Consider the following 16222-nt stretch of genomic DNA (forward strand, 5'->3'; position numbering starts at 1 on the left):
ATCTCTCCATGAATGGAGCAGAAATGGTGGGCACGCTACGCTTTGCCCACTCTACGGCTTCTGTATAGGCCTCACCGCCAATGCAGCAACCTGGTCTCCAACCAGTTGATCACCTTGCCGACCGCAAGCCCGAACACCGACAGGATCACCACGCCGGCAAGCAGCTGATCCGTCTGCATGAGATTGCCGGCCTGGAGCACGAAGGCGCCGATGCCGTACTGAGCGCCGATCATCTCGGCGCTGACGACGAGCAGGAGCGCGACCGAGGCGGTGATGCGGAAGCCGGCGAGGATCGAGGGCAGCGCGCCCGGCCAGATCACCTTGCGCACGATGGTCGTAAACGGCACGTTGAAGCTCTGCGCCATGCGGATGAGGTTGCGCGGCACCGCATCGACGCCGCTATAAACCGAGATCGCGGTCGAGAAGAACACACCCAACGCAATGGTGGCGATCTTCGGCTCTTCGCCGATGCCGAGCCAGAGGATCAAAAGCGGCAACAGCGCGATCTTCGGGATCGGGAACAATGCCGAGATGAAGGTGATGCCGACGCTGCGCGCGAGCCGCGACAGGCCGATGGCAAAGCCGACGGCGATGCCCGCTGCGGTGCCGAGCAGCCAGCCGACGCTGATGCGCAGGAGCGAAGCGGAGATGTGCTGCCATAGCGCGCCGGACACGGCGAGCTCATAGATCGCACGCGCGATCGCCGATGGCGCCGGCAGGAACAGCGGATTGACGAGGCGCGCGCTGCCGGCGATCTGCCACACCGTGATGGCGAGCGCGAGCGCGACCCAGCCGCCAAAGCGGCTGCCCGCTGGCACGAAGCCCGCGCCGCGGAAACGAACCGGCCGCGTCGTCGCGTCTTTCACTGGCGTCTCGGCCTGGGTTGCGCGATCAAGCATGCTGGACCTCGCGCTCGGCATCGATCGCCTCGTTGCGGATCAGCGACCAGATCTGGTCCTGGAGCGCGAGCAGCTTTTCACGCGCAGCAGGCACGCCCCGTTGGGCGCGCGTCATCGGCACCGTCACGACCTCGCGAATGCGGCCGGGTCGTCGCGACAGCACGACGATGCGGTCGGCAAGGCGAGCGGCCTCCTCGAGATTGTGGGTGACATAGACCGCGCCCATGCCACCATCGGCGAGCAGGCCGACGAAGTCTTCCATCAGGAGCTCGCGGGTCTGCGAATCCAGCGCCGACAGCGGCTCGTCCATCAAGAGGATTGCGGGCCTCACCGCGAGCGCGCGCGAAATGCCGACGCGCTGGCGCATGCCGCCGGAGAGCTGTTTTGGATAGGTCGCGCGAAAATCGGTAAGTCCCGTGCGGCGCAGGGCATCGTCGACCTGCGCGCGGCGCTGCACGGACGAGAGCTGCGTGTGCAGCAGCACGAATTCGACGTTCTCCTCCACCGTGGCCCAGGGCAGCAGCGCAAAATCCTGGAACACGAAAGTCAGCGGATTGAGGCTGTCCGCCGGCGGCGCGCCGCGCAGCTCGGCCGCGCCCGAGGTCGGCTGTAGCAGGCCGCCGAGAATCGACAGCAGCGTGCTCTTGCCGCAGCCCGACGGCCCGACAATCGCCACCACCTCGCCCGCACTGACGGCGAAGGAGACGTCGTCGAGCACGGCAAGCTCGCCGAAGCGATGGGTGATGTGGTTGGCGATCAGGTCCACGCGGCGCCCTTTGCACTCACTCCGTCATCCTGAGGAGCCGCGAAGCGGCGTCTCGAAGGATGGACGGCTCGGCTGCATCCCGACCGTTCACCCTTCGAGGCTCGCTTCGCGAGCACCTCAGGGTGACGGGGATAGTTAGAAGAGCGCTTCATCAATCCGCCTTCACGTAGTCCTTGTCGATGATCGCGTCCGCGTCGAAGCCCTTGTCGGCGAAGCCCTGCGCTTGCAGCCATTTGATCTGGTTGTCGACGTTCTTCACGTCCAGCTTGCCGTCCGGATCGATATAGGCGCAATTGCCGACCACCTGCTCGACCGGCAGGTTGGTGTACTTTGCGATGATCTCGAGCAGCGGCCTGGTCTTGTCGTTGATGGGCACGGTGCCGTCCTTCATCGCGGCGAGGATGACGTCGTGATATTCGCGATCGGCCTTGGCGAGCGCGCCAAGCAGCTTCGTCACCAGCGCCTTGTTGGCGAGCGTCTTGGGCGAAGCGAACACGGCGCCCAATTGCCAGGGCGTCTCGTCGCCGACCCAGCCCAGGAATTTCGCGCCGCCTTCGTCCATCAGCTTTCGCGCGGTGGAGATGGGAAGCAGCGCGGCGTCGACGGTTTCGCCCTTCAGCGCGGCCGCCGCATTCGACAGCGATTGCAGCGGCACGATCTTCACGTCCGACAGCTTGAAGCCGTATTTGTCCGCGAGCAGGCCGAGCGAATAGTGAAAGGATGATCCGACCTGCGTCATCGCGACACGTTTTCCCGCGAGATCCTTCGGCGTCTTCAGCCCGGCCGCGTAAGCGTTGTTGCTGGCGAAATAGCCGATCAGGGGATAGCCGGCCTTTTCACGGCTCATGCCGCCGATCACCTTCAGCGTGCCCTTGCCGGCGAGATTGTAGAGACCCGCGGTGAAGGCGGTGACGCCGAAATCGACGTCGCCCGAGGTGGTGGCGACCGCGATCGGCTGCGCCGCATCGAAGAACTTCAGCTCGATGTCGAGGCCGGCGTCGCGGAAATAGCCCTTGTCCTGTGCAATGAAGACCGGCGCTGAGGACGACAGTCGGAGCACGCCGATTTTGGCCTTCAGCGCCTCCTCGGCCTGCGCGGCTGCAATCGTCGTCAGCGCCAACAAGCCCACACCCGCGAACCGCGCAACCCAACCCATCCGGCTTCCTCCGTCGTTTCTTTACAGGCCCTCTGGCACGGTCTGGTCCCGCCCGATGAAGGCGCCCTGTTGTTTCAATGTTTCCTGCAATTTTGCAACCGGGATGTCACGCGGGACATGGTTACCCGACAGCGCCAGCGCTGCTGCGGAACCGGCCGCCTCCCCCATCACGAAGCAGGCCCCGGAGACACGCGCCGCCGACTGGCCCTCATGGGACATGGAGGCGCAGCGGCCGGCGACCAGGAGATTGTCTACGCCCTCCGGCACCAGCATGCGATACGGCAATTCGTTGTAGCCGCGCGATTCCGGGATCGGCGGGAAGGTGAAGACGACGTCGCCCGGCACATGCGCCTCGATCGGCCAGCCATTGACGCCGATGGAGTCCTCGAACGAGGCGCAGGTGAGCACGTCCTCGCCGCTGAGCTGATAGCCGCCCGTGATGCGGCGGGTCTCGCGGATGCCGAGCTGTGGCGGCAGATCAACGATGTAGGATTTTTCAAAGCCCGGCACGGTGCGCAGGAATTCGAAGGCGGCGAGCGCCTGCCTGCGGCCGTCGATCTCGCCGCGGGTGAGATCGTCGGGCTCGATACCGTTGATGGCATGACCGTCCTCGCGCGCCACTTGGGTGAAATTGACCCGCCATTCGATGCCGTGGCGCTGCGGCCGCACGATCGCGCTTTTTCGTGGAAAGCTGTGCGTGCCGGCGGCGAGCGCCTTTTCCATCAATTGCGGAATGGTGCGCCAGGCTTCGCCCGCCTTGTCGGGATCGATGCCATTGAGGCGGAACATCATCGATGGATACAGCGGATGGCCGTGCTCGTCGCCGACTTCAAAAGGCGCGCCGGCCCACGCCGCGAGATCGCCATCGCCGGAGCAATCGATGAAGATCTCGGCTTGCACCGCCTGCCGTCCCGCCTTGGTCTCGACCATCAGCGCATCGATACGGCGCGCATCGCCCATCACGACGCCGGCGCCAAGCGCATGGAAGAGCATATCGACGTTGTGGCTCGCGAGAAGATCGTCGGCCGCGATCTTGTAGGCCGCGGTGTCATAGGCCTGCGCAAAAACCTTGCCGAGGATCAGATGCGGCTTGTTGAGGCCGTCGAGCCGATCGATCCGCACGAGCAGCTCGGAGGCCATGCCCTGCACGAGACGGTGGTGATTGCCGTAGACATTGCCGTGCAGGCCGCAGAAATTGGTGACGCCGGCGGCCGTGCCCATGCCCCCCAGGAAGCCGTAACGCTCGATCAGGAGCGTTCGCCGCCCTGCCCGCGCCGCTGAAGCGGCCGCAACAATGCCGGCCGGCCCGCCGCCGAGCACGACCACTTCATATTCCCCGTAGAGCGGCACCTGGCGCGCAGGTTCCCGAATGGATTTTTGCTGCAAGACGATAACCCGATCGTTTGAGGCCCAAGGCGGGCCTTTTTGCTATCTCGACAAAGGAAGCGACGATGTAAAGCCCTGTGGCGCCACAAGACGATTGATCCCATGCAGCGTAACTGACAGAACAGGCGTCTCCCTAGGATCGATGTCTTTGAAACGCACTCTAATTTCGCTGATCTGCCTTGCGATCTCGGCCGCTCCCGCTTCGGCGCTCGAGCAGAACTGCCGCTTCATCCAGGCCAAGACCGACCGCGAGGCCTGCTACAAGCGACAGGAGGAAGAGCTCGCGGCGAAGCGCAAGCCCGAGCCGCCACGCGAGAGCACCACACTGGAATCGCTCAAGCAGATGCGGCAGGACGACGACGCGGTCTACCGCAGCATGAGCAGCATCTGCCGCGGCTGCTGAGTGGCGAGCAGGCGATTTAAGCCTTGCCGCCCCATTTCGCCCCGCGCTTCTCCGCGAACGACGCAAGCCCTTCCGCCGCTTCTGCGCTCTGGCGCTTCAGCGAATGCAGATGAACGAGGCGCGCGTAGGCGGCGTCATCGACGCTCATGCCGCCGAACGAGCTTTCCAGTGCGAGCCGCTTGGTCTCGGCCATCGCTTCCGGCCCGTTGGCGAGCAATTGCTCAACGACCTTCGCGCCGGCGGCCTCCAGCTCGGCGAGCGGCACGACATCATGAACGAGGCCGATGCGGCGCGCCTCATCGGCGCCAAACCGTTCGCCGGTCAGCGCGTAGCGGCGGACCCGGCGCACGCCGATGGCGTCGCAGAGCTGCGGGATGATGATTGCGGCCGTGAGGCCCCAGCGCACCTCGGTGATCGAGAATAGCGCATTGTCGGCCGCGATCACGACGTCGCAGGCCGCGATCACGCCGGTGCCGCCGCCGAAGCAGCCGCCCAGCACGAGGGCCACGGTCGGAATCGGCAGCGTGTTCAGCCGCTGCACGGCCTCGAAGGTCGCTCGCGAGGCGGCCTCGTTCTCCCCAAGCGATTGCGGACGTACGCTGTTGATCCATTTGAGGTCGGCGCCGGCCTGGAAATGCTTGCCGTTGCCCCTGAGCACCACGACCCGCAGGTTGGGCCTTTTGCCCAGCTCATCCATCGCCGCGAGCACGCCTGATATCAGCGCACCGTCATAAGCGTTGTTCGCCTCGGGTCGATTGAGCGTGACGGTCGCGACCCCGCGCTCGTCAAGGGTCCACAAAACGGGGCTGGCCGGCATGGGCGATCCTCTCGGCATTATTCTTTCTCAGGCCACGCACTATGACCGTGGCCGCGCCCCGTGATCCATCACTTTCCGCGGGGAGGCGGTCGCGCCCATCGCATGGCGGCTTGTGCCATGCTGCTCCCAGGCGCGAACCAAAAGAGACGGGGCAATCACATCATGCGCATTTGCATTTTCGGCGCGGGCGCCGTCGGCAGCCATCTTGCGGTGCGGCTGGCGCGCGCCGGCCATGAGGTCTCCTGCGTGATGCGCGGGCCGCATTTGGAGGCGGTGCGCGCCAATGGCCTGAAGCTGCGTGTCGGCGAGGCGGAAGTTTGTGCCAAGGTCCGCGCTTCCGGCGATCCGGCCCAGCTCGGGCCGCAGGACGTCGTGATCTCTACGCTGAAGGCAACCGGCCTGCCGGGCCTCGTCACCGGCATCGCGCCGCTGCTCAGCGAGAATACCGCAATCGTGTTTGCGCAGAACGGCATTCCCTGGTGGTACAATATTGGGCTACCGCCGCGGCATCCCGCCCCGCCCGACCTTGCCTTCCTCGATCCGGGTGCGCGGCTGAAGAAGATGATCGGCAAGGAGCGCATCGTCGGCGGTGTCGTGTTCTCCTCCAACGAAGTGGTCGAGCCCGGCATCGTCGAAAACCTCTCGCCGGACCGCAACCGGCTCTTGGTCGGCGAATGCGACGACCGCAACAGCGAGCGCATCAACCAGCTCCGCGCGGCACTGAACGAGGCAAAGCTCGACTCGCCGCCCGTCTCCGACATCCGCGAGGCGATCTGGTCAAAGCTCCTGACCAACATGTCGCTGTCGGTGCTGTGCCTGCTGACCGGTCTCACCGCGCGCGGGGTACGCAACGACCCCGCTTTCGCGGATGTCATTCCGCGCCTGCTCAACGAAGCCAACGAGATCGCGCAGCACTACATCCCCGAGGTCAAGCGGGTGACACGGAGCGGCCCGGCGCCCAACCACAAGCCCTCGCTGCTCCAGGACTACGAGCTCGGCCGCGCCATGGAGATCGACGTGCTGGTGAAGGCGCCGGCCGCCTTTGCCCACGCTGCGGGCCTGTCGACGCCGTCACTCGACCTGGTCGCGGCCCTCGCGATCCAGAAGGCGCGCGACAAAGGGCTTTATGCGGGATGACCGCGCAAAGGCTCAGACGAGCTCGTTGATCCACGCCGCGAGCGTATCGAGCACCTCTTCCATCGCCTCTTCATTGCTGCGGCCGGATTTCCGCAAGACCAGGAAGGAGTGATCGCCCCCGGCGACCTCGTGCAGCCTGACCTTCGGACCGAGTTCCTTGATCACAGGTTCGAGGTAGTGGAGATCGGCGAGCCTGTCCCGCGTTCCCTGCAGGAACAGCATGGGGATCTCGATCCCGGACAAGTGGGCCGCGCGCTCGATCGACGGCTTGTTGTCGGCATGCAGGGGAAAGCCGAGGAAAGCGAGCCCGCGCACGCCGGGCAGCGGCGCTTTGGACTGCGCCTGCGAGGTCATGCGCCCGCCGAACGACTTTCCGCCGGCGAACAGCGGAAGACCGGCGCAGAGCCGCGCCGCCTCCTCGACCGCCGCCCGCACGGCAGCGTGCGCGATCATTGGCGTGTCGGGTCGGCCCTGCTTCTTCTCCATGTAGGGAAAATTATAGCGCAGCGTCGCGATACCGCGCTTGGCCAGTCCAGCCGCGACCTCGTCCATGAACGCGTGCCGCATGTCGGCGCCCGCGCCATGGGCGAAGACGTAGCAGGCGCGCGGCTTGGCCGGCATCGTCAGCAGCGCAGAGACGGCGCCCACGCGCGCGATGTCGATCTTGAGCTCGGTCGTCATGAGCTCTGTCGTTTTGGCGGTCAAAATCGCACACCCCGAAAGGCTCGAATCCGGTTGCCTTGGTAGCGTCCCCGGCGCAGCCTGAAAACACAATAATTGGCGGCTTCCCGCGGCGTACCAAGACAGTCGCATTACCGACCGGAGTTTTTCATGTCCTACCGCTCCTCTTGGATGACCGAAGAGCTCGAAATCTTCCGCGACCAGTTCCGGAAGTTCCTCGCCAAAGATCTGGCGCCGCACGCCGAGAAGTGGCGCGCGCAGAAGATGGTCGACCGCTCGGCCTGGCGCGGGCTCGGCGAGATGGGCGCGCTGTTGCCGAGCGTGCCCGAAGCCTATGGCGGCCTCGGCGCGACCTTCGCCTATGATGCCGCGGTGCTGGAGGATATCGAGAGCACGGTGCCGGAGGTGACGACCGGCGTCTCCGTGCACAGCGCCATCGTCGCCCACTACATCCTCAACTACGGCTCGGAGGAGCAGAAGACGCGCTGGCTGCCGAAGATGGCAAGTGGCGAGATGGTCGGCGCCATCGCCATGACCGAGCCCGGCACCGGCTCGGACCTGCAAAGCGTCAAGACCACCGCGAAGAAGCAGGGCAACTCCTACGTCATCAACGGCCAGAAGACGTTCATCACCAACGGCCAGGCCGCCGACCTCGTCATCGTCGTCGCACGCACCGGCGAGGTCGGCGCCAAGGGCATCTCGCTGATCGCGGTCGAGACCGCAGGCGCGGACGGCTACCGCCGCGGGCGCAACCTCGACAAGATCGGCCTGCATGCGTCCGATACTTCGGAACTGTTCTTCGACAATGTCACGGTCCCGCCGGAAAACCTGCTCGGCAACGAGGAGGGCCTGGGGTTCGTGCAGTTGATGCAGCAATTGCCGCAGGAGCGATTGGCACTGGCGGTCGGCGCCGTCGCCTCGATGGAGCGCGCAGTCAAGCTCACCACGGACTACACCAAGGAGCGCACCGCCTTCGGCAAGCCGCTGCTCGAATTCCAGAACACCGCGTTCAAGCTCGCCGAGCGCAAGACCGAGGCGATGATCGCCCGCGTCTTCGTCGACTGGTGCGTCGAACGCCTGGTCGCAAAAGACCTCGACACCGTCACCGCCTCCATGGCGAAATACTGGTGCTCGGAAAAGCAGGTCGAGACCGCCGACGAATGCCTCCAGCTGTTCGGCGGCTATGGCTACATGCAGGAATACCCGATCTCGCGCATCTTCGTCGATTCCCGCATCCAGAAGATCTATGGCGGCACCAACGAGATCATGAAGCTGTTGATCGCCAGATCGCTGTAGTCAGGTCGCTGTAGCGCGGCTACTTCATCCGTTTGTCGGCGGCGACGAAGTCGATGAAGGTCCTGACTTTCGCGGAAAGATATTTGCGGCTCGGATAGACCGCGAACAGTTTTCCCACGAAGGTGATCTGGTCGGGCATGACGTGCTCGAGACGTCCGGCCGCGATGTCGTCGGTGACCAGCCATTTCGGCAGGAAGGCGAGGCCCATGCCTTGGAGCGCTGCCATGTGAAGCAGCGTTTCGTTGCCGCTGCGCAGCACCGGGTTCAGCTTGACGGTCTCGGTGCCGTGTTCACCGGCCAACGAGAAGCTCTCGCCCGGATAAAGCGCGTAGTGCAGCAGAGCCTGGCCGGCGAGATCGGCCAGCTTGGTCGGGCGACCAGCGCGTTTGAGAAAGGCGGGAGCTGCAACCATGTAGAACGGGACCCCGGAGATCGGCCGCGCGATCAGCGCCTCGTCGGGCGCGCCCGTCGCGCGCAGGGCGAGATCGAAGCCCTCCTCGACCAGGTTGACCAGCCGCCCGCTGAGATCGACGTCGAGGCGTACCTCGGGATAGCGGGCCTGGTACTCCGCCAGCACGCCGGCGAACATCGCATTGGCCATCCACACCGGCGCGGTCAGCCGCAGCACGCCGCGCGGAACGACGGTCGCCTTGCTGACGGCGGCTTCGACCTCGTCGAGCGAATCGAGCATCTGGCGCGCCTGCTCGAAATAGAGCGTGCCGCTCTCGCTGAGGCTGACGCGCCGGCTGGTCCGGTTGAGCAGCCGCGTGCCCAGCCGTTTCTCGAGCTGCATCACGTGCTTGCTTGCCATGGCGGGCGAAATGCGCAGGCGCTGCGCCGCAGTCGCAAAGCTCTTCAGCTCGGCGACCAGGCAAAACACCCTCATGCTGACCAAGGAATCCATGAGATCATCAACATTCAGGAAAGGAACCCATCCTAGAACACATAATGATCAAATCTGGCGAAACTATCAAATGGTGGTAACCACTCATCGGAGAACCACCATGTCGACCACCGCTCTCGAGACCGCTTCGCCCGGCCGCGCCCTTCGCATCGGCCTCTGGATCGCCCAGATCCTGATCTGCTTCGTCTTCACCTCGGCTGGGCTCGTCAAGCTGCTCACGCCGATCCCGCAGCTTGCCGCGATGATGCCTTGGGCGGGCCAGTATTCGGAAGGCTTCGTTCGTGTCATCGGGCTGATCGATCTCGCCGGCGGCATCGGCATTCTCCTGCCGGCGCTGACGCGCATCCTGCCGCGACTGACGGTGCTGGCCGCGCTCGGCTGCACCGTGTTGCAGGTCTTCGCGCTCGTCTTCCACATCTCACGCGGCGAGGCCGCGGTGACCCCACTCAATTTCGTCCTGCTGGCGCTCGCCCTCTTCGTACTGTGGGGACGCGGCCGCAAGGCGCCGATTGCTGCGCGCCAGTTCTGATACGGGATAGGGTGCGCCGGCCATGACGGTGCTTTCCAACCGACTCTCCCGCAGGGGATTGCTGGCCGGCGCCTCGATCGTCACCGCGGCCAGCTCACGTGCCGCGGCCAAGGAGGATCGCCTCGTCGACGGCGTGGTGATCCTGATCGACAGCAACGAGCCCTATGTCATGGGGCACGCCATCAGCTACTCGGCCAATCTCGCAAGGCACTTTGCCGAGCGGGGCATCAAGCTCATGATCGAGGTCGTCGCCAACGGCAAGGGCATCGAGGTGTTTCGCGCGGACAAGACCACGCTCGCCGAACCGCTGGCCAGCTTACGGCAATCGCTGCCGAACCTCAGCTACAGCATGTGCGCATCCTCCAAGGCGATCGCGGAGGCCAAGGAGCAGATCACGATCCCGCTGATATCGGGCGCAACGCTCGTGCCGTTCGGCATTGGACGCGTGGTCGATCTCCAGCTCAAGGGCTGGGCCTATATCCATGCGTGATGCGCCTCGTGTGAACCGGACCGGACTGACGCGGCGCGCGATGCTTTTGGCGGCACCGGCGCTGGGATTGGCACGCCTGCATGCTGCTCCTGCGGGAAATGGCCCGTGGCCGCCGGTGTTCGAGACTGGACGCAGCCAGTTCACCGTGGTGCGGCCTCGCGCGCCGATGCCGCCGCTTCGGCTACAGGATTTGCGCGGCAGGGATGTCGTACTGTCGGCGAAGCCGGGGCGCGTGACCCTCATCAATTTCTGGGCGACCTGGTGCGCGGCCTGCCGCCTCGACCTGCCTGTCATCGCAAGCCTCGCGCGATCGCGAAGCGATGGCCTCGATGTCCATGCGATCTGCACCGACACCAGGGATCTCGGGAAGATCACGCGCTTCCTCGGCAGCCTCAGCACGCAAAATCTTCTCTCCTATGTCGACGCCTACGGCGTCGCCGTCGCGGCGGGCGATCCAACTGACGCGGCCTTCAGGCTGATCGGCATGCCCGTCACCTATCTCATCGGGCGAAGCAATCGCATCGAGGGCTACATCACCGGCGCGGCCGACTGGCTGTCGCCGGCGGGCACAGCACTGCTGCAATTCTACCGCGAGGAGGCCTAGCGCATGATCCGGAAAAGTGTGAAGCGGGTTTCCGAAAAGATCATGCTCAAACAATAACCTAAAGCGCGATGACGATTCAGCCCAATCTCATCGCGCTTTAGCGCGTGACCTTACCGGTTGCGCCAGTCGCGCGGCCGGCAATCAAAGCGCTGCTTGAAACGCCGCGTGAAGTGGGAGAGGTCCGAAAAGCCCCAGTCGAACGCGATAGCGCCGATCTCCCGGCCCACCATGGCCTGATCCCTTAGGTCGGCCGCGGCGCCGTCGAGACGGCGCTCCATGATGTAGTCCGAGAATGTCGTGCCGGAACGCTCGAACAGCTTGTGCACGTAGCGCTCGCTGATGCCGACGGCGCCAGCGACCGCGGCGACAGTCACACCCGGCTCACGCAGCCGCTCGTGGATGGCGCGGCGCAGCGCCAGCACCGTTGCATCGGCAAAGCTCGCGGCTTCCGCGGTCTGCGCACGCGAGCGGCGCGACAGGCTCAGCGCCACGAGGTCGAGCAGCACGCCAAACAGGCGCTCGCTGTCCTCTTCGGTCATCCGCAACGCGCCGGCGTTCAGCGACCGCGCCGTCTCGACGATGAGATGGCCGACATGCGGATCGTCGGACACCCGCTCAACCTCGAAATCGAATCCCGGCGGCAGCCGGTCGCGCAGCGCGCGCGAGGGCACCCAGAAGGAGGCGACCTCCAGCGTCGGACCGCGATCATGCAGCAGCCTCACCTCGCGGTCGCTGTCGCAGATGCCGACCTGGCCGCGCGACAGGCTGACGTCGCGATTCCCTTGCAACATGCGGCAGCGGCCGGCGAGCTTGAAGTTGAGATAGAAGCAGCTCTCGCTGGAGGCCGCGATATCGGCGCGCGAGCGATGCACGGTGTGCTCGGGAAACACCACCCGGTTGACCGCGGCGGCGCCGAACCGGATCGTTTCGACCTTCGCCGGAAAGCGCGAGGTCGTCGCCGATTCCGGCGTCAGGTTCATGAACGCCTGGCAGATCGCCTCACGGTAGTAGGAGAACTGCTCGGCGGGCCTGGTTTCCGCAGTATTCCAGACGAAGTGCCGGGGCCGGCTTGCGGGAATGACCTGCTCCATCAGTTCGCTCCGAGACCAATCCGGTTCAGCGCCAGACAAGCGCAGGAAATGCGGGCCGGTTCATTATGGCTGCAAGCACAGCCAATGACCGGCGTTCAGTCGGCAATGTCCCGGCAAGGTCATTGGCCGCGCCGATCTAATCATCCTTGCGGAGGAGCTACAATATGTCGACCTACGTCCTCGTCCACGGCGCCTGGCACACCGGAGCCGAGCTCGAGCCCGTCGCCGCCCCGATCCGCGCGGCCGGCCACCAGGTTCATTTGCCGACCATCCGGGGTAACCGCCCGGGCGATGCCAAGACCACCGGGCTCAAGGAGGCGATCCAGTCCATCGCCGATTATCTCGCCGAGAACAATCTGAAGGACGTGATCCTGCTCGGCCACTCCTATGGCGGCATGGTGATCACGGGGGTCGCCGACCTCGTGCCGGAGCGGATCCGCCGGCTGATCTATTGGAATGCCTTCGTCCCCAACAATGGCGAGTCACTCAACGACATGGTGCCGCCGCACTATCTCGGCCTGTTCGAAATGATCGCGGCCGAGCGCGGCGACGGCTCGGTGGTGCTGCCATTCCCGATCTGGCGCGAGGCGTTCATCAACGATGCCGACCTCGAACTGGCCCAGCGTGCCTACGACATCCTCAATCCGCATCCGCTCAAGACGTTCAGCGACAAGATCGCGCTGAAGACCAACCCGGCCGAGATGCAGCTGGCGAAGTCCTACATCAACTGCACCGAGGATACCGCGCTGCCACACGGCTATCCCTGGCATCCGCGGCTGTCGGAAAAGCTCGGGCTGTTCCGCCTGGTTCAGGTGCCGGGCAGCCACGAATTGTGCTTCTCCGATCCGGCCCGGCTGGCGCGAGCGATCATGGAAGCGGGACGGGACTGACGCGCCGTCCGTCAAAAGCGAGACGAGGTGCGGCAATTGCCTGCGCCGCCGGCTTCGGCGGCACAGCCCTTGCTTGGTCGCAAACGGAATCGGATCGGTGGACGCAACCCTCCTCGTCACGTGTGGCTCCCCGCCATACGCTACCCGTCATCGGCAGCCGCCATCTGGTTTCGTTTGCGTCAGGTCAGGAGAATAAAGAATGGTTCACGTCTCGCGCCGGAAACTGCTTCAGCTTGCGGCTGTTGCGCCATCGGCACTTCCCGTTGCATGGACGTCGCTTGCATCTGCCGCGAGCGGAAAGAAGATCCTGACGGCGGTGATGCAATCGGACTTGCGCGTCACCGATCCCGGCTTCACGACAGCCATCATCACCCGCGACCATGGCTACATGGTCTACGATACGCTGCTCGGCATCGATTCCAGCTTCAAGGTGCGGCCGCAGATGGCCGATTGGACGGTGTCCGCGGACAAGCTGACCTACACCTTCACCTTGCGCGACGGCCTGAAGTGGCATGACGGCGCGCCGGTGACGGCGGAGGATTGCGTCGCCTCGCTGAAGCGCTGGGGCACGAGCGTCGACGGCATGGCGCGCAAGCTGATGGACTTCACGGCAGGCATCGAAGCCCCCGATGCCAAGACGATCGTCCTCAAGCTGAAGGAGCCCTATGGCCTCGTGCTGGAGACGATCGCCAAGCCATCGTCGATCTGCGCCTTCATGATGCCGAAGCGGCTGGCCGAAACCCCGATCAGCAAGCAGATTCCGGAGCAGATCGGCTCCGGTCCGTTCAAGTTCGTGGCTGCCGAATTCCAGCCCGGCGTGAAAGCCGTTTACGAAAAGAACACCGACTACGTGCCGCGCAAGGAGCCGGCCGAATGGACGTCGGGCGGCAAGGTGGTCAAGGTCGACCGTGTCGAGTGGCTGACGATGCCGGACGCGCAGACCGCGCTCAACGCGCTGCAATCCGGCGATGTCGATTTCGTTGAAACGCCGCCGTTCGACCTGCTGCCCCTGCTCGAATCCAACCCGGACATCAACACCGCAATCCTGAACAAATTCGGCTTCCAATCGTTCGGCCGGATGAACTTCCTGCATCCGCCGTTCGACAATGTGAAGATTCGCCGCGCCGCAATGCTCGCGATCAACCAGAAGGACGTGCTCGACGCGCAGATCGGCAATCCCAAATACTACAAGCTCTGCGGCGCATTCTTCATCTGCGACACGCCGTTCGCCAGCGACGAGGGCGGCGAGACCCTGATCAAGGGCAACGGCATGGCGGAAGCCAAGAAGGCCTTGGCGGAATCCGGCTATGACGGCACACCCGTCGTGATCCTGGCGCCGGGCGACCAGATCCTGCTGAAAGCGCAGCCGATCGTGGTCGCACAGCTCCTGCGCGAGGCCGGTTTCAAGGTCGATCTCCAGGCAATGGACTGGCAGACCGTGGTCACGCGTCGAGCCAACCAGAAACCGCCGAAGGAAGGCGGCTGGAACATGTTCTTCACCTACCAGGGCGCCGCCGACTCGATGAATCCGCTCGTCAATGGCGCGATGGTCGGCAAGGGCAAGGAGGGTGGCTGGTTCGGATGGTCCGAAGATCCCAAGCTCGAGCAGCTGCGCGACGCCTTTGCCCGCGCCACCTCACCGGAAGAGCAGAAGAAGATCGCCCTCGACGTGCAGAAGGAAGCCTACGATCAGGTGATCTACGTCCCGCTCGGCCAGTTCCAGGCGCCGAGCGCCTGGCGCAAATCGCTGACCGGCGTGATCGACGGCCCGGCGACGCCGCTGTTCTGGAATGTGGACAAGAACGAGTGAGAGGATCGACCAGACATTCAGTGTCGTCCCGGCCTAGTGCGCAATTGCGCACGGGGGCCGGGACGACGATGAGCTTTTCGTATCCCAGCAAGCGGGGAGAGGCGAAGAACGAAGCCGCGCCAGCTACTTCGGATGCCACCAGCGGCCGCCGATGACGACGCCTTCGGATACGATTTTCTGGCTACCCGTCAGGTGCTCGCCGACGACGTCGACATAGTCGAACTGCCCTTCGCGAACCGTGATCAGCGTGGCGTCGCCGACGCTGCCCACCTTGAGGCTGCCGAGCTCCGGCCGGCGCAGCGCCATCGCGGCGTTGACGGTCGAGGCCGCAACCACGTCGGACAGCGACATCCCCATGCACAAGAATTTCGACATGGTCGTCACCTGATCGAAGGCTGGACCATCGATACAGAGCAAATGGATGTCGGAGGAGATGGTGTCCGGATAGAACCCGTTCGCCAGCATCGCGCGCGCGGTCTTGAAGGCGAACGAGCCCTTGCCGTGGCCGATGTCGAAGATCACACCGCGCTCGCGCGCCTCCAGCACCACCTTCTTCACCGTGCCTTGCGCGGTCGCAGGCGTGTTCGGGAACGGGCGGAAGGCATGGGTGAGCACGTCACCGGGACGCAGCCGCGCGAGCACCTCTTCATAGCTCGGCGGCGGATGGTCGATATGCGCCATCAGGGGCATGCCGACCTCCTCGGCCACTTCGAGCGCGATATCGAGTGGCACGATCCCCGAGGTGCCCGAGGCGTGCAGGCCGACCCGCACCTTGATCCCGACGATGAGATCGCGGTTGGCGTCCGCCACCCTGGCGGCATCGATGGGGTTCATCAGCCGCAGCTCCTCGCTCTCGCCGACCATCACCTTGTGCGAGAAACCGAAGATGCCGGCGTGCGAGACGTGCAAATAGGCGAGGATGCGAACCTGGCTCGGCTCGATCACATGCTTGCGGAAGCCGGCGAAATTGCCGGGGCCGGCGCTACCGGTGTCGATCGCGGTGGTCACGCCGGAGAGACGGCAAAACTCCTCGGCATCGATGCCGAGCGAGGTGCCGCCCCAATAGACATGGGTGTGCAAATCGATCAGGCCGGGTGTTACGATGTAGCGTGAAACGTCGCGCACATCGGTCCCCGGATCTGCCTTAAGCCCGCTGCCGATCGCCGCGACCTTGCCACCCGAAAACGCAACATCCGTCACGGCGTCGAGCTTCTGCGAGGGGTCAACGACCCGTCCGCCGCGCAGGATCAGGTCAAAAGGCATCGTCATCTCCGGATGTCGCAAGGCATTGCATGGAACAGGCATGGGCCAGGCTGGAAGGTGCTCTTCCAGCCTGGCTGTTTGCTCGTTCCTGTTAGCAATT

17 protein-coding genes are annotated in these 16222 nt (G+C 64.7%); 8 read left to right on the forward strand and 9 right to left on the reverse strand.

Annotation, left to right across the window (positions count from 1 at the left end):
* Positions 1-71: 71 nt before the first annotated feature.
* The 4 genes from NLM33_RS27880 to NLM33_RS27895 form a co-directional block, all read right to left on the reverse strand.
* Positions 72-899: an ABC transporter permease gene (locus tag NLM33_RS27880; protein ID WP_254100816.1), complete on the reverse strand. Its 828-nt coding sequence runs from the start codon at positions 897-899 to the stop codon at positions 72-74.
* Positions 892-1665 carry an ABC transporter ATP-binding protein gene (locus NLM33_RS27885; protein ID WP_254100817.1) on the reverse strand — a complete coding sequence of 258 codons (774 nt, stop codon included), beginning with the start codon at positions 1663-1665 and terminating at the stop codon, positions 892-894. The genes NLM33_RS27880 and NLM33_RS27885 overlap by 8 nt, the downstream gene beginning before the upstream one ends.
* Before the next feature lie 151 nt (positions 1666-1816).
* Positions 1817-2821, reverse strand: a complete 1005-nt coding sequence (locus NLM33_RS27890) for an ABC transporter substrate-binding protein (RefSeq protein ID WP_254100819.1) — start codon at positions 2819-2821, stop codon at positions 1817-1819.
* A gap of 21 nt (positions 2822-2842) precedes the next feature.
* On the reverse strand, positions 2843-4207 hold the full coding sequence (locus NLM33_RS27895) for an FAD-dependent oxidoreductase (RefSeq protein WP_254100821.1): 1365 nt from the start codon (positions 4205-4207) through the stop codon (positions 2843-2845).
* A 142-nt stretch (positions 4208-4349) separates the two neighbouring features.
* Here NLM33_RS27895 and NLM33_RS27900 point away from each other — a divergent pair, with 142 nt between their 5' ends.
* On the forward strand, positions 4350-4610 hold the full coding sequence (locus tag NLM33_RS27900) for a hypothetical protein (protein WP_254100823.1): 261 nt from the start codon (positions 4350-4352) through the stop codon (positions 4608-4610).
* A 16-nt stretch (positions 4611-4626) separates the two neighbouring features.
* Here the strand turns inward: NLM33_RS27900 and NLM33_RS27905 are convergent, their stop codons facing one another.
* A complete protein-coding gene (locus tag NLM33_RS27905; RefSeq protein ID WP_254100825.1) occupies positions 4627-5427 on the reverse strand; it encodes an enoyl-CoA hydratase-related protein in 801 nt (266 codons plus the stop codon).
* A gap of 162 nt (positions 5428-5589) precedes the next feature.
* Between NLM33_RS27905 and NLM33_RS27910 the strand changes: the two genes are divergently transcribed.
* Positions 5590-6564 (forward strand): ketopantoate reductase family protein, encoded by a 975-nt coding sequence (locus tag NLM33_RS27910; protein WP_254100827.1) that lies wholly within the window; start codon positions 5590-5592, stop codon positions 6562-6564.
* Positions 6565-6576: 12 nt separating this feature from the next.
* Here the strand turns inward: NLM33_RS27910 and NLM33_RS27915 are convergent, their stop codons facing one another.
* Positions 6577-7245, reverse strand: coding sequence for an alpha/beta family hydrolase (locus NLM33_RS27915; protein WP_254100829.1), 669 nt, complete (start codon positions 7243-7245; stop codon positions 6577-6579).
* A 150-nt stretch (positions 7246-7395) separates the two neighbouring features.
* Here NLM33_RS27915 and NLM33_RS27920 point away from each other — a divergent pair, with 150 nt between their 5' ends.
* Positions 7396-8541 (forward strand): acyl-CoA dehydrogenase family protein, encoded by a 1146-nt coding sequence (locus NLM33_RS27920; protein WP_254100831.1) that lies wholly within the window; start codon positions 7396-7398, stop codon positions 8539-8541.
* A 19-nt stretch (positions 8542-8560) separates the two neighbouring features.
* Here NLM33_RS27920 and NLM33_RS27925 read toward each other — a convergent pair whose 3' ends face one another.
* Positions 8561-9445, reverse strand: coding sequence for a LysR family transcriptional regulator (locus tag NLM33_RS27925; RefSeq protein ID WP_254100833.1), 885 nt, complete (start codon positions 9443-9445; stop codon positions 8561-8563).
* 100 nt (positions 9446-9545) lie between these two features.
* On the opposite strand from NLM33_RS27925, the gene NLM33_RS27930 reads away from it, so the two are divergent.
* The 3 genes from NLM33_RS27930 to NLM33_RS27940 are packed head-to-tail and all read left to right on the forward strand — an operon-like array spanning position 9546 to position 11068.
* Positions 9546-9974, forward strand: a complete 429-nt coding sequence (locus NLM33_RS27930) for a DoxX family protein (protein ID WP_254100835.1) — start codon at positions 9546-9548, stop codon at positions 9972-9974.
* Between the two features lie 22 nt (positions 9975-9996).
* On the forward strand, positions 9997-10464 hold the full coding sequence (locus NLM33_RS27935) for a DsrE family protein (protein WP_254100837.1): 468 nt from the start codon (positions 9997-9999) through the stop codon (positions 10462-10464).
* Positions 10457-11068, forward strand: a complete 612-nt coding sequence (locus tag NLM33_RS27940) for a TlpA disulfide reductase family protein (RefSeq protein WP_254100839.1) — start codon at positions 10457-10459, stop codon at positions 11066-11068. The genes NLM33_RS27935 and NLM33_RS27940 overlap by 8 nt, the downstream gene beginning before the upstream one ends.
* A 110-nt stretch (positions 11069-11178) precedes the next feature.
* On the opposite strand, the gene NLM33_RS27945 is transcribed toward NLM33_RS27940, so the two are convergent.
* Complete coding sequence (locus NLM33_RS27945; protein WP_254100841.1) at positions 11179-12159, reverse strand: helix-turn-helix domain-containing protein; 981 nt, start codon at positions 12157-12159, stop codon at positions 11179-11181.
* Positions 12160-12323: 164 nt separating this feature from the next.
* Between NLM33_RS27945 and NLM33_RS27950 the strand changes: the two genes are divergently transcribed.
* Positions 12324-13049: an alpha/beta hydrolase gene (locus tag NLM33_RS27950; RefSeq protein ID WP_254100843.1), complete on the forward strand. Its 726-nt coding sequence runs from the start codon at positions 12324-12326 to the stop codon at positions 13047-13049.
* A 199-nt stretch (positions 13050-13248) separates the two neighbouring features.
* Complete coding sequence (locus NLM33_RS27955; protein ID WP_254100844.1) at positions 13249-14859, forward strand: ABC transporter substrate-binding protein; 1611 nt, start codon at positions 13249-13251, stop codon at positions 14857-14859.
* 123 nt (positions 14860-14982) lie between these two features.
* Here the strand turns inward: NLM33_RS27955 and NLM33_RS27960 are convergent, their stop codons facing one another.
* A complete protein-coding gene (locus NLM33_RS27960) occupies positions 14983-16122 on the reverse strand; it encodes an amidohydrolase/deacetylase family metallohydrolase (protein WP_254100846.1) in 1140 nt (379 codons plus the stop codon).
* Positions 16123-16222: the final 100 nt, after the last annotated feature.

It is taken from the genome of Bradyrhizobium sp. CCGUVB1N3, assembly GCF_024199925.1.
Lineage (GTDB): Bacteria > Pseudomonadota > Alphaproteobacteria > Rhizobiales > Xanthobacteraceae > Bradyrhizobium.

Coding starts and splice junctions, on each gene's coding strand:
- NLM33_RS27880 (WP_254100816.1), bottom strand. CDS start 899: ATGCTTGATCGCGCAACCCAGGCCGAGACGCCAGTGAAAGACGCGACG.
- NLM33_RS27890 (WP_254100819.1), bottom strand. CDS start 2,821: ATGGGTTGGGTTGCGCGGTTCGCGGGTGTGGGCTTGTTGGCGCTGACG.
- NLM33_RS27900 (WP_254100823.1), top strand. CDS start 4,350: ATGTCTTTGAAACGCACTCTAATTTCGCTGATCTGCCTTGCGATCTCG.
- NLM33_RS27905 (WP_254100825.1), bottom strand. CDS start 5,427: ATGCCGGCCAGCCCCGTTTTGTGGACCCTTGACGAGCGCGGGGTCGCG.
- NLM33_RS27910 (WP_254100827.1), top strand. CDS start 5,590: ATGCGCATTTGCATTTTCGGCGCGGGCGCCGTCGGCAGCCATCTTGCG.
- NLM33_RS27915 (WP_254100829.1), bottom strand. CDS start 7,245: ATGACGACCGAGCTCAAGATCGACATCGCGCGCGTGGGCGCCGTCTCT.
- NLM33_RS27920 (WP_254100831.1), top strand. CDS start 7,396: ATGTCCTACCGCTCCTCTTGGATGACCGAAGAGCTCGAAATCTTCCGC.
- NLM33_RS27925 (WP_254100833.1), bottom strand. CDS start 9,445: ATGGATTCCTTGGTCAGCATGAGGGTGTTTTGCCTGGTCGCCGAGCTG.
- NLM33_RS27930 (WP_254100835.1), top strand. CDS start 9,546: ATGTCGACCACCGCTCTCGAGACCGCTTCGCCCGGCCGCGCCCTTCGC.
- NLM33_RS27935 (WP_254100837.1), top strand. CDS start 9,997: ATGACGGTGCTTTCCAACCGACTCTCCCGCAGGGGATTGCTGGCCGGC.
- NLM33_RS27940 (WP_254100839.1), top strand. CDS start 10,457: ATGCGTGATGCGCCTCGTGTGAACCGGACCGGACTGACGCGGCGCGCG.
- NLM33_RS27945 (WP_254100841.1), bottom strand. CDS start 12,159: ATGGAGCAGGTCATTCCCGCAAGCCGGCCCCGGCACTTCGTCTGGAAT.
- NLM33_RS27950 (WP_254100843.1), top strand. CDS start 12,324: ATGTCGACCTACGTCCTCGTCCACGGCGCCTGGCACACCGGAGCCGAG.
- NLM33_RS27955 (WP_254100844.1), top strand. CDS start 13,249: ATGGTTCACGTCTCGCGCCGGAAACTGCTTCAGCTTGCGGCTGTTGCG.
- NLM33_RS27960 (WP_254100846.1), bottom strand. CDS start 16,122: ATGCCTTTTGACCTGATCCTGCGCGGCGGACGGGTCGTTGACCCCTCG.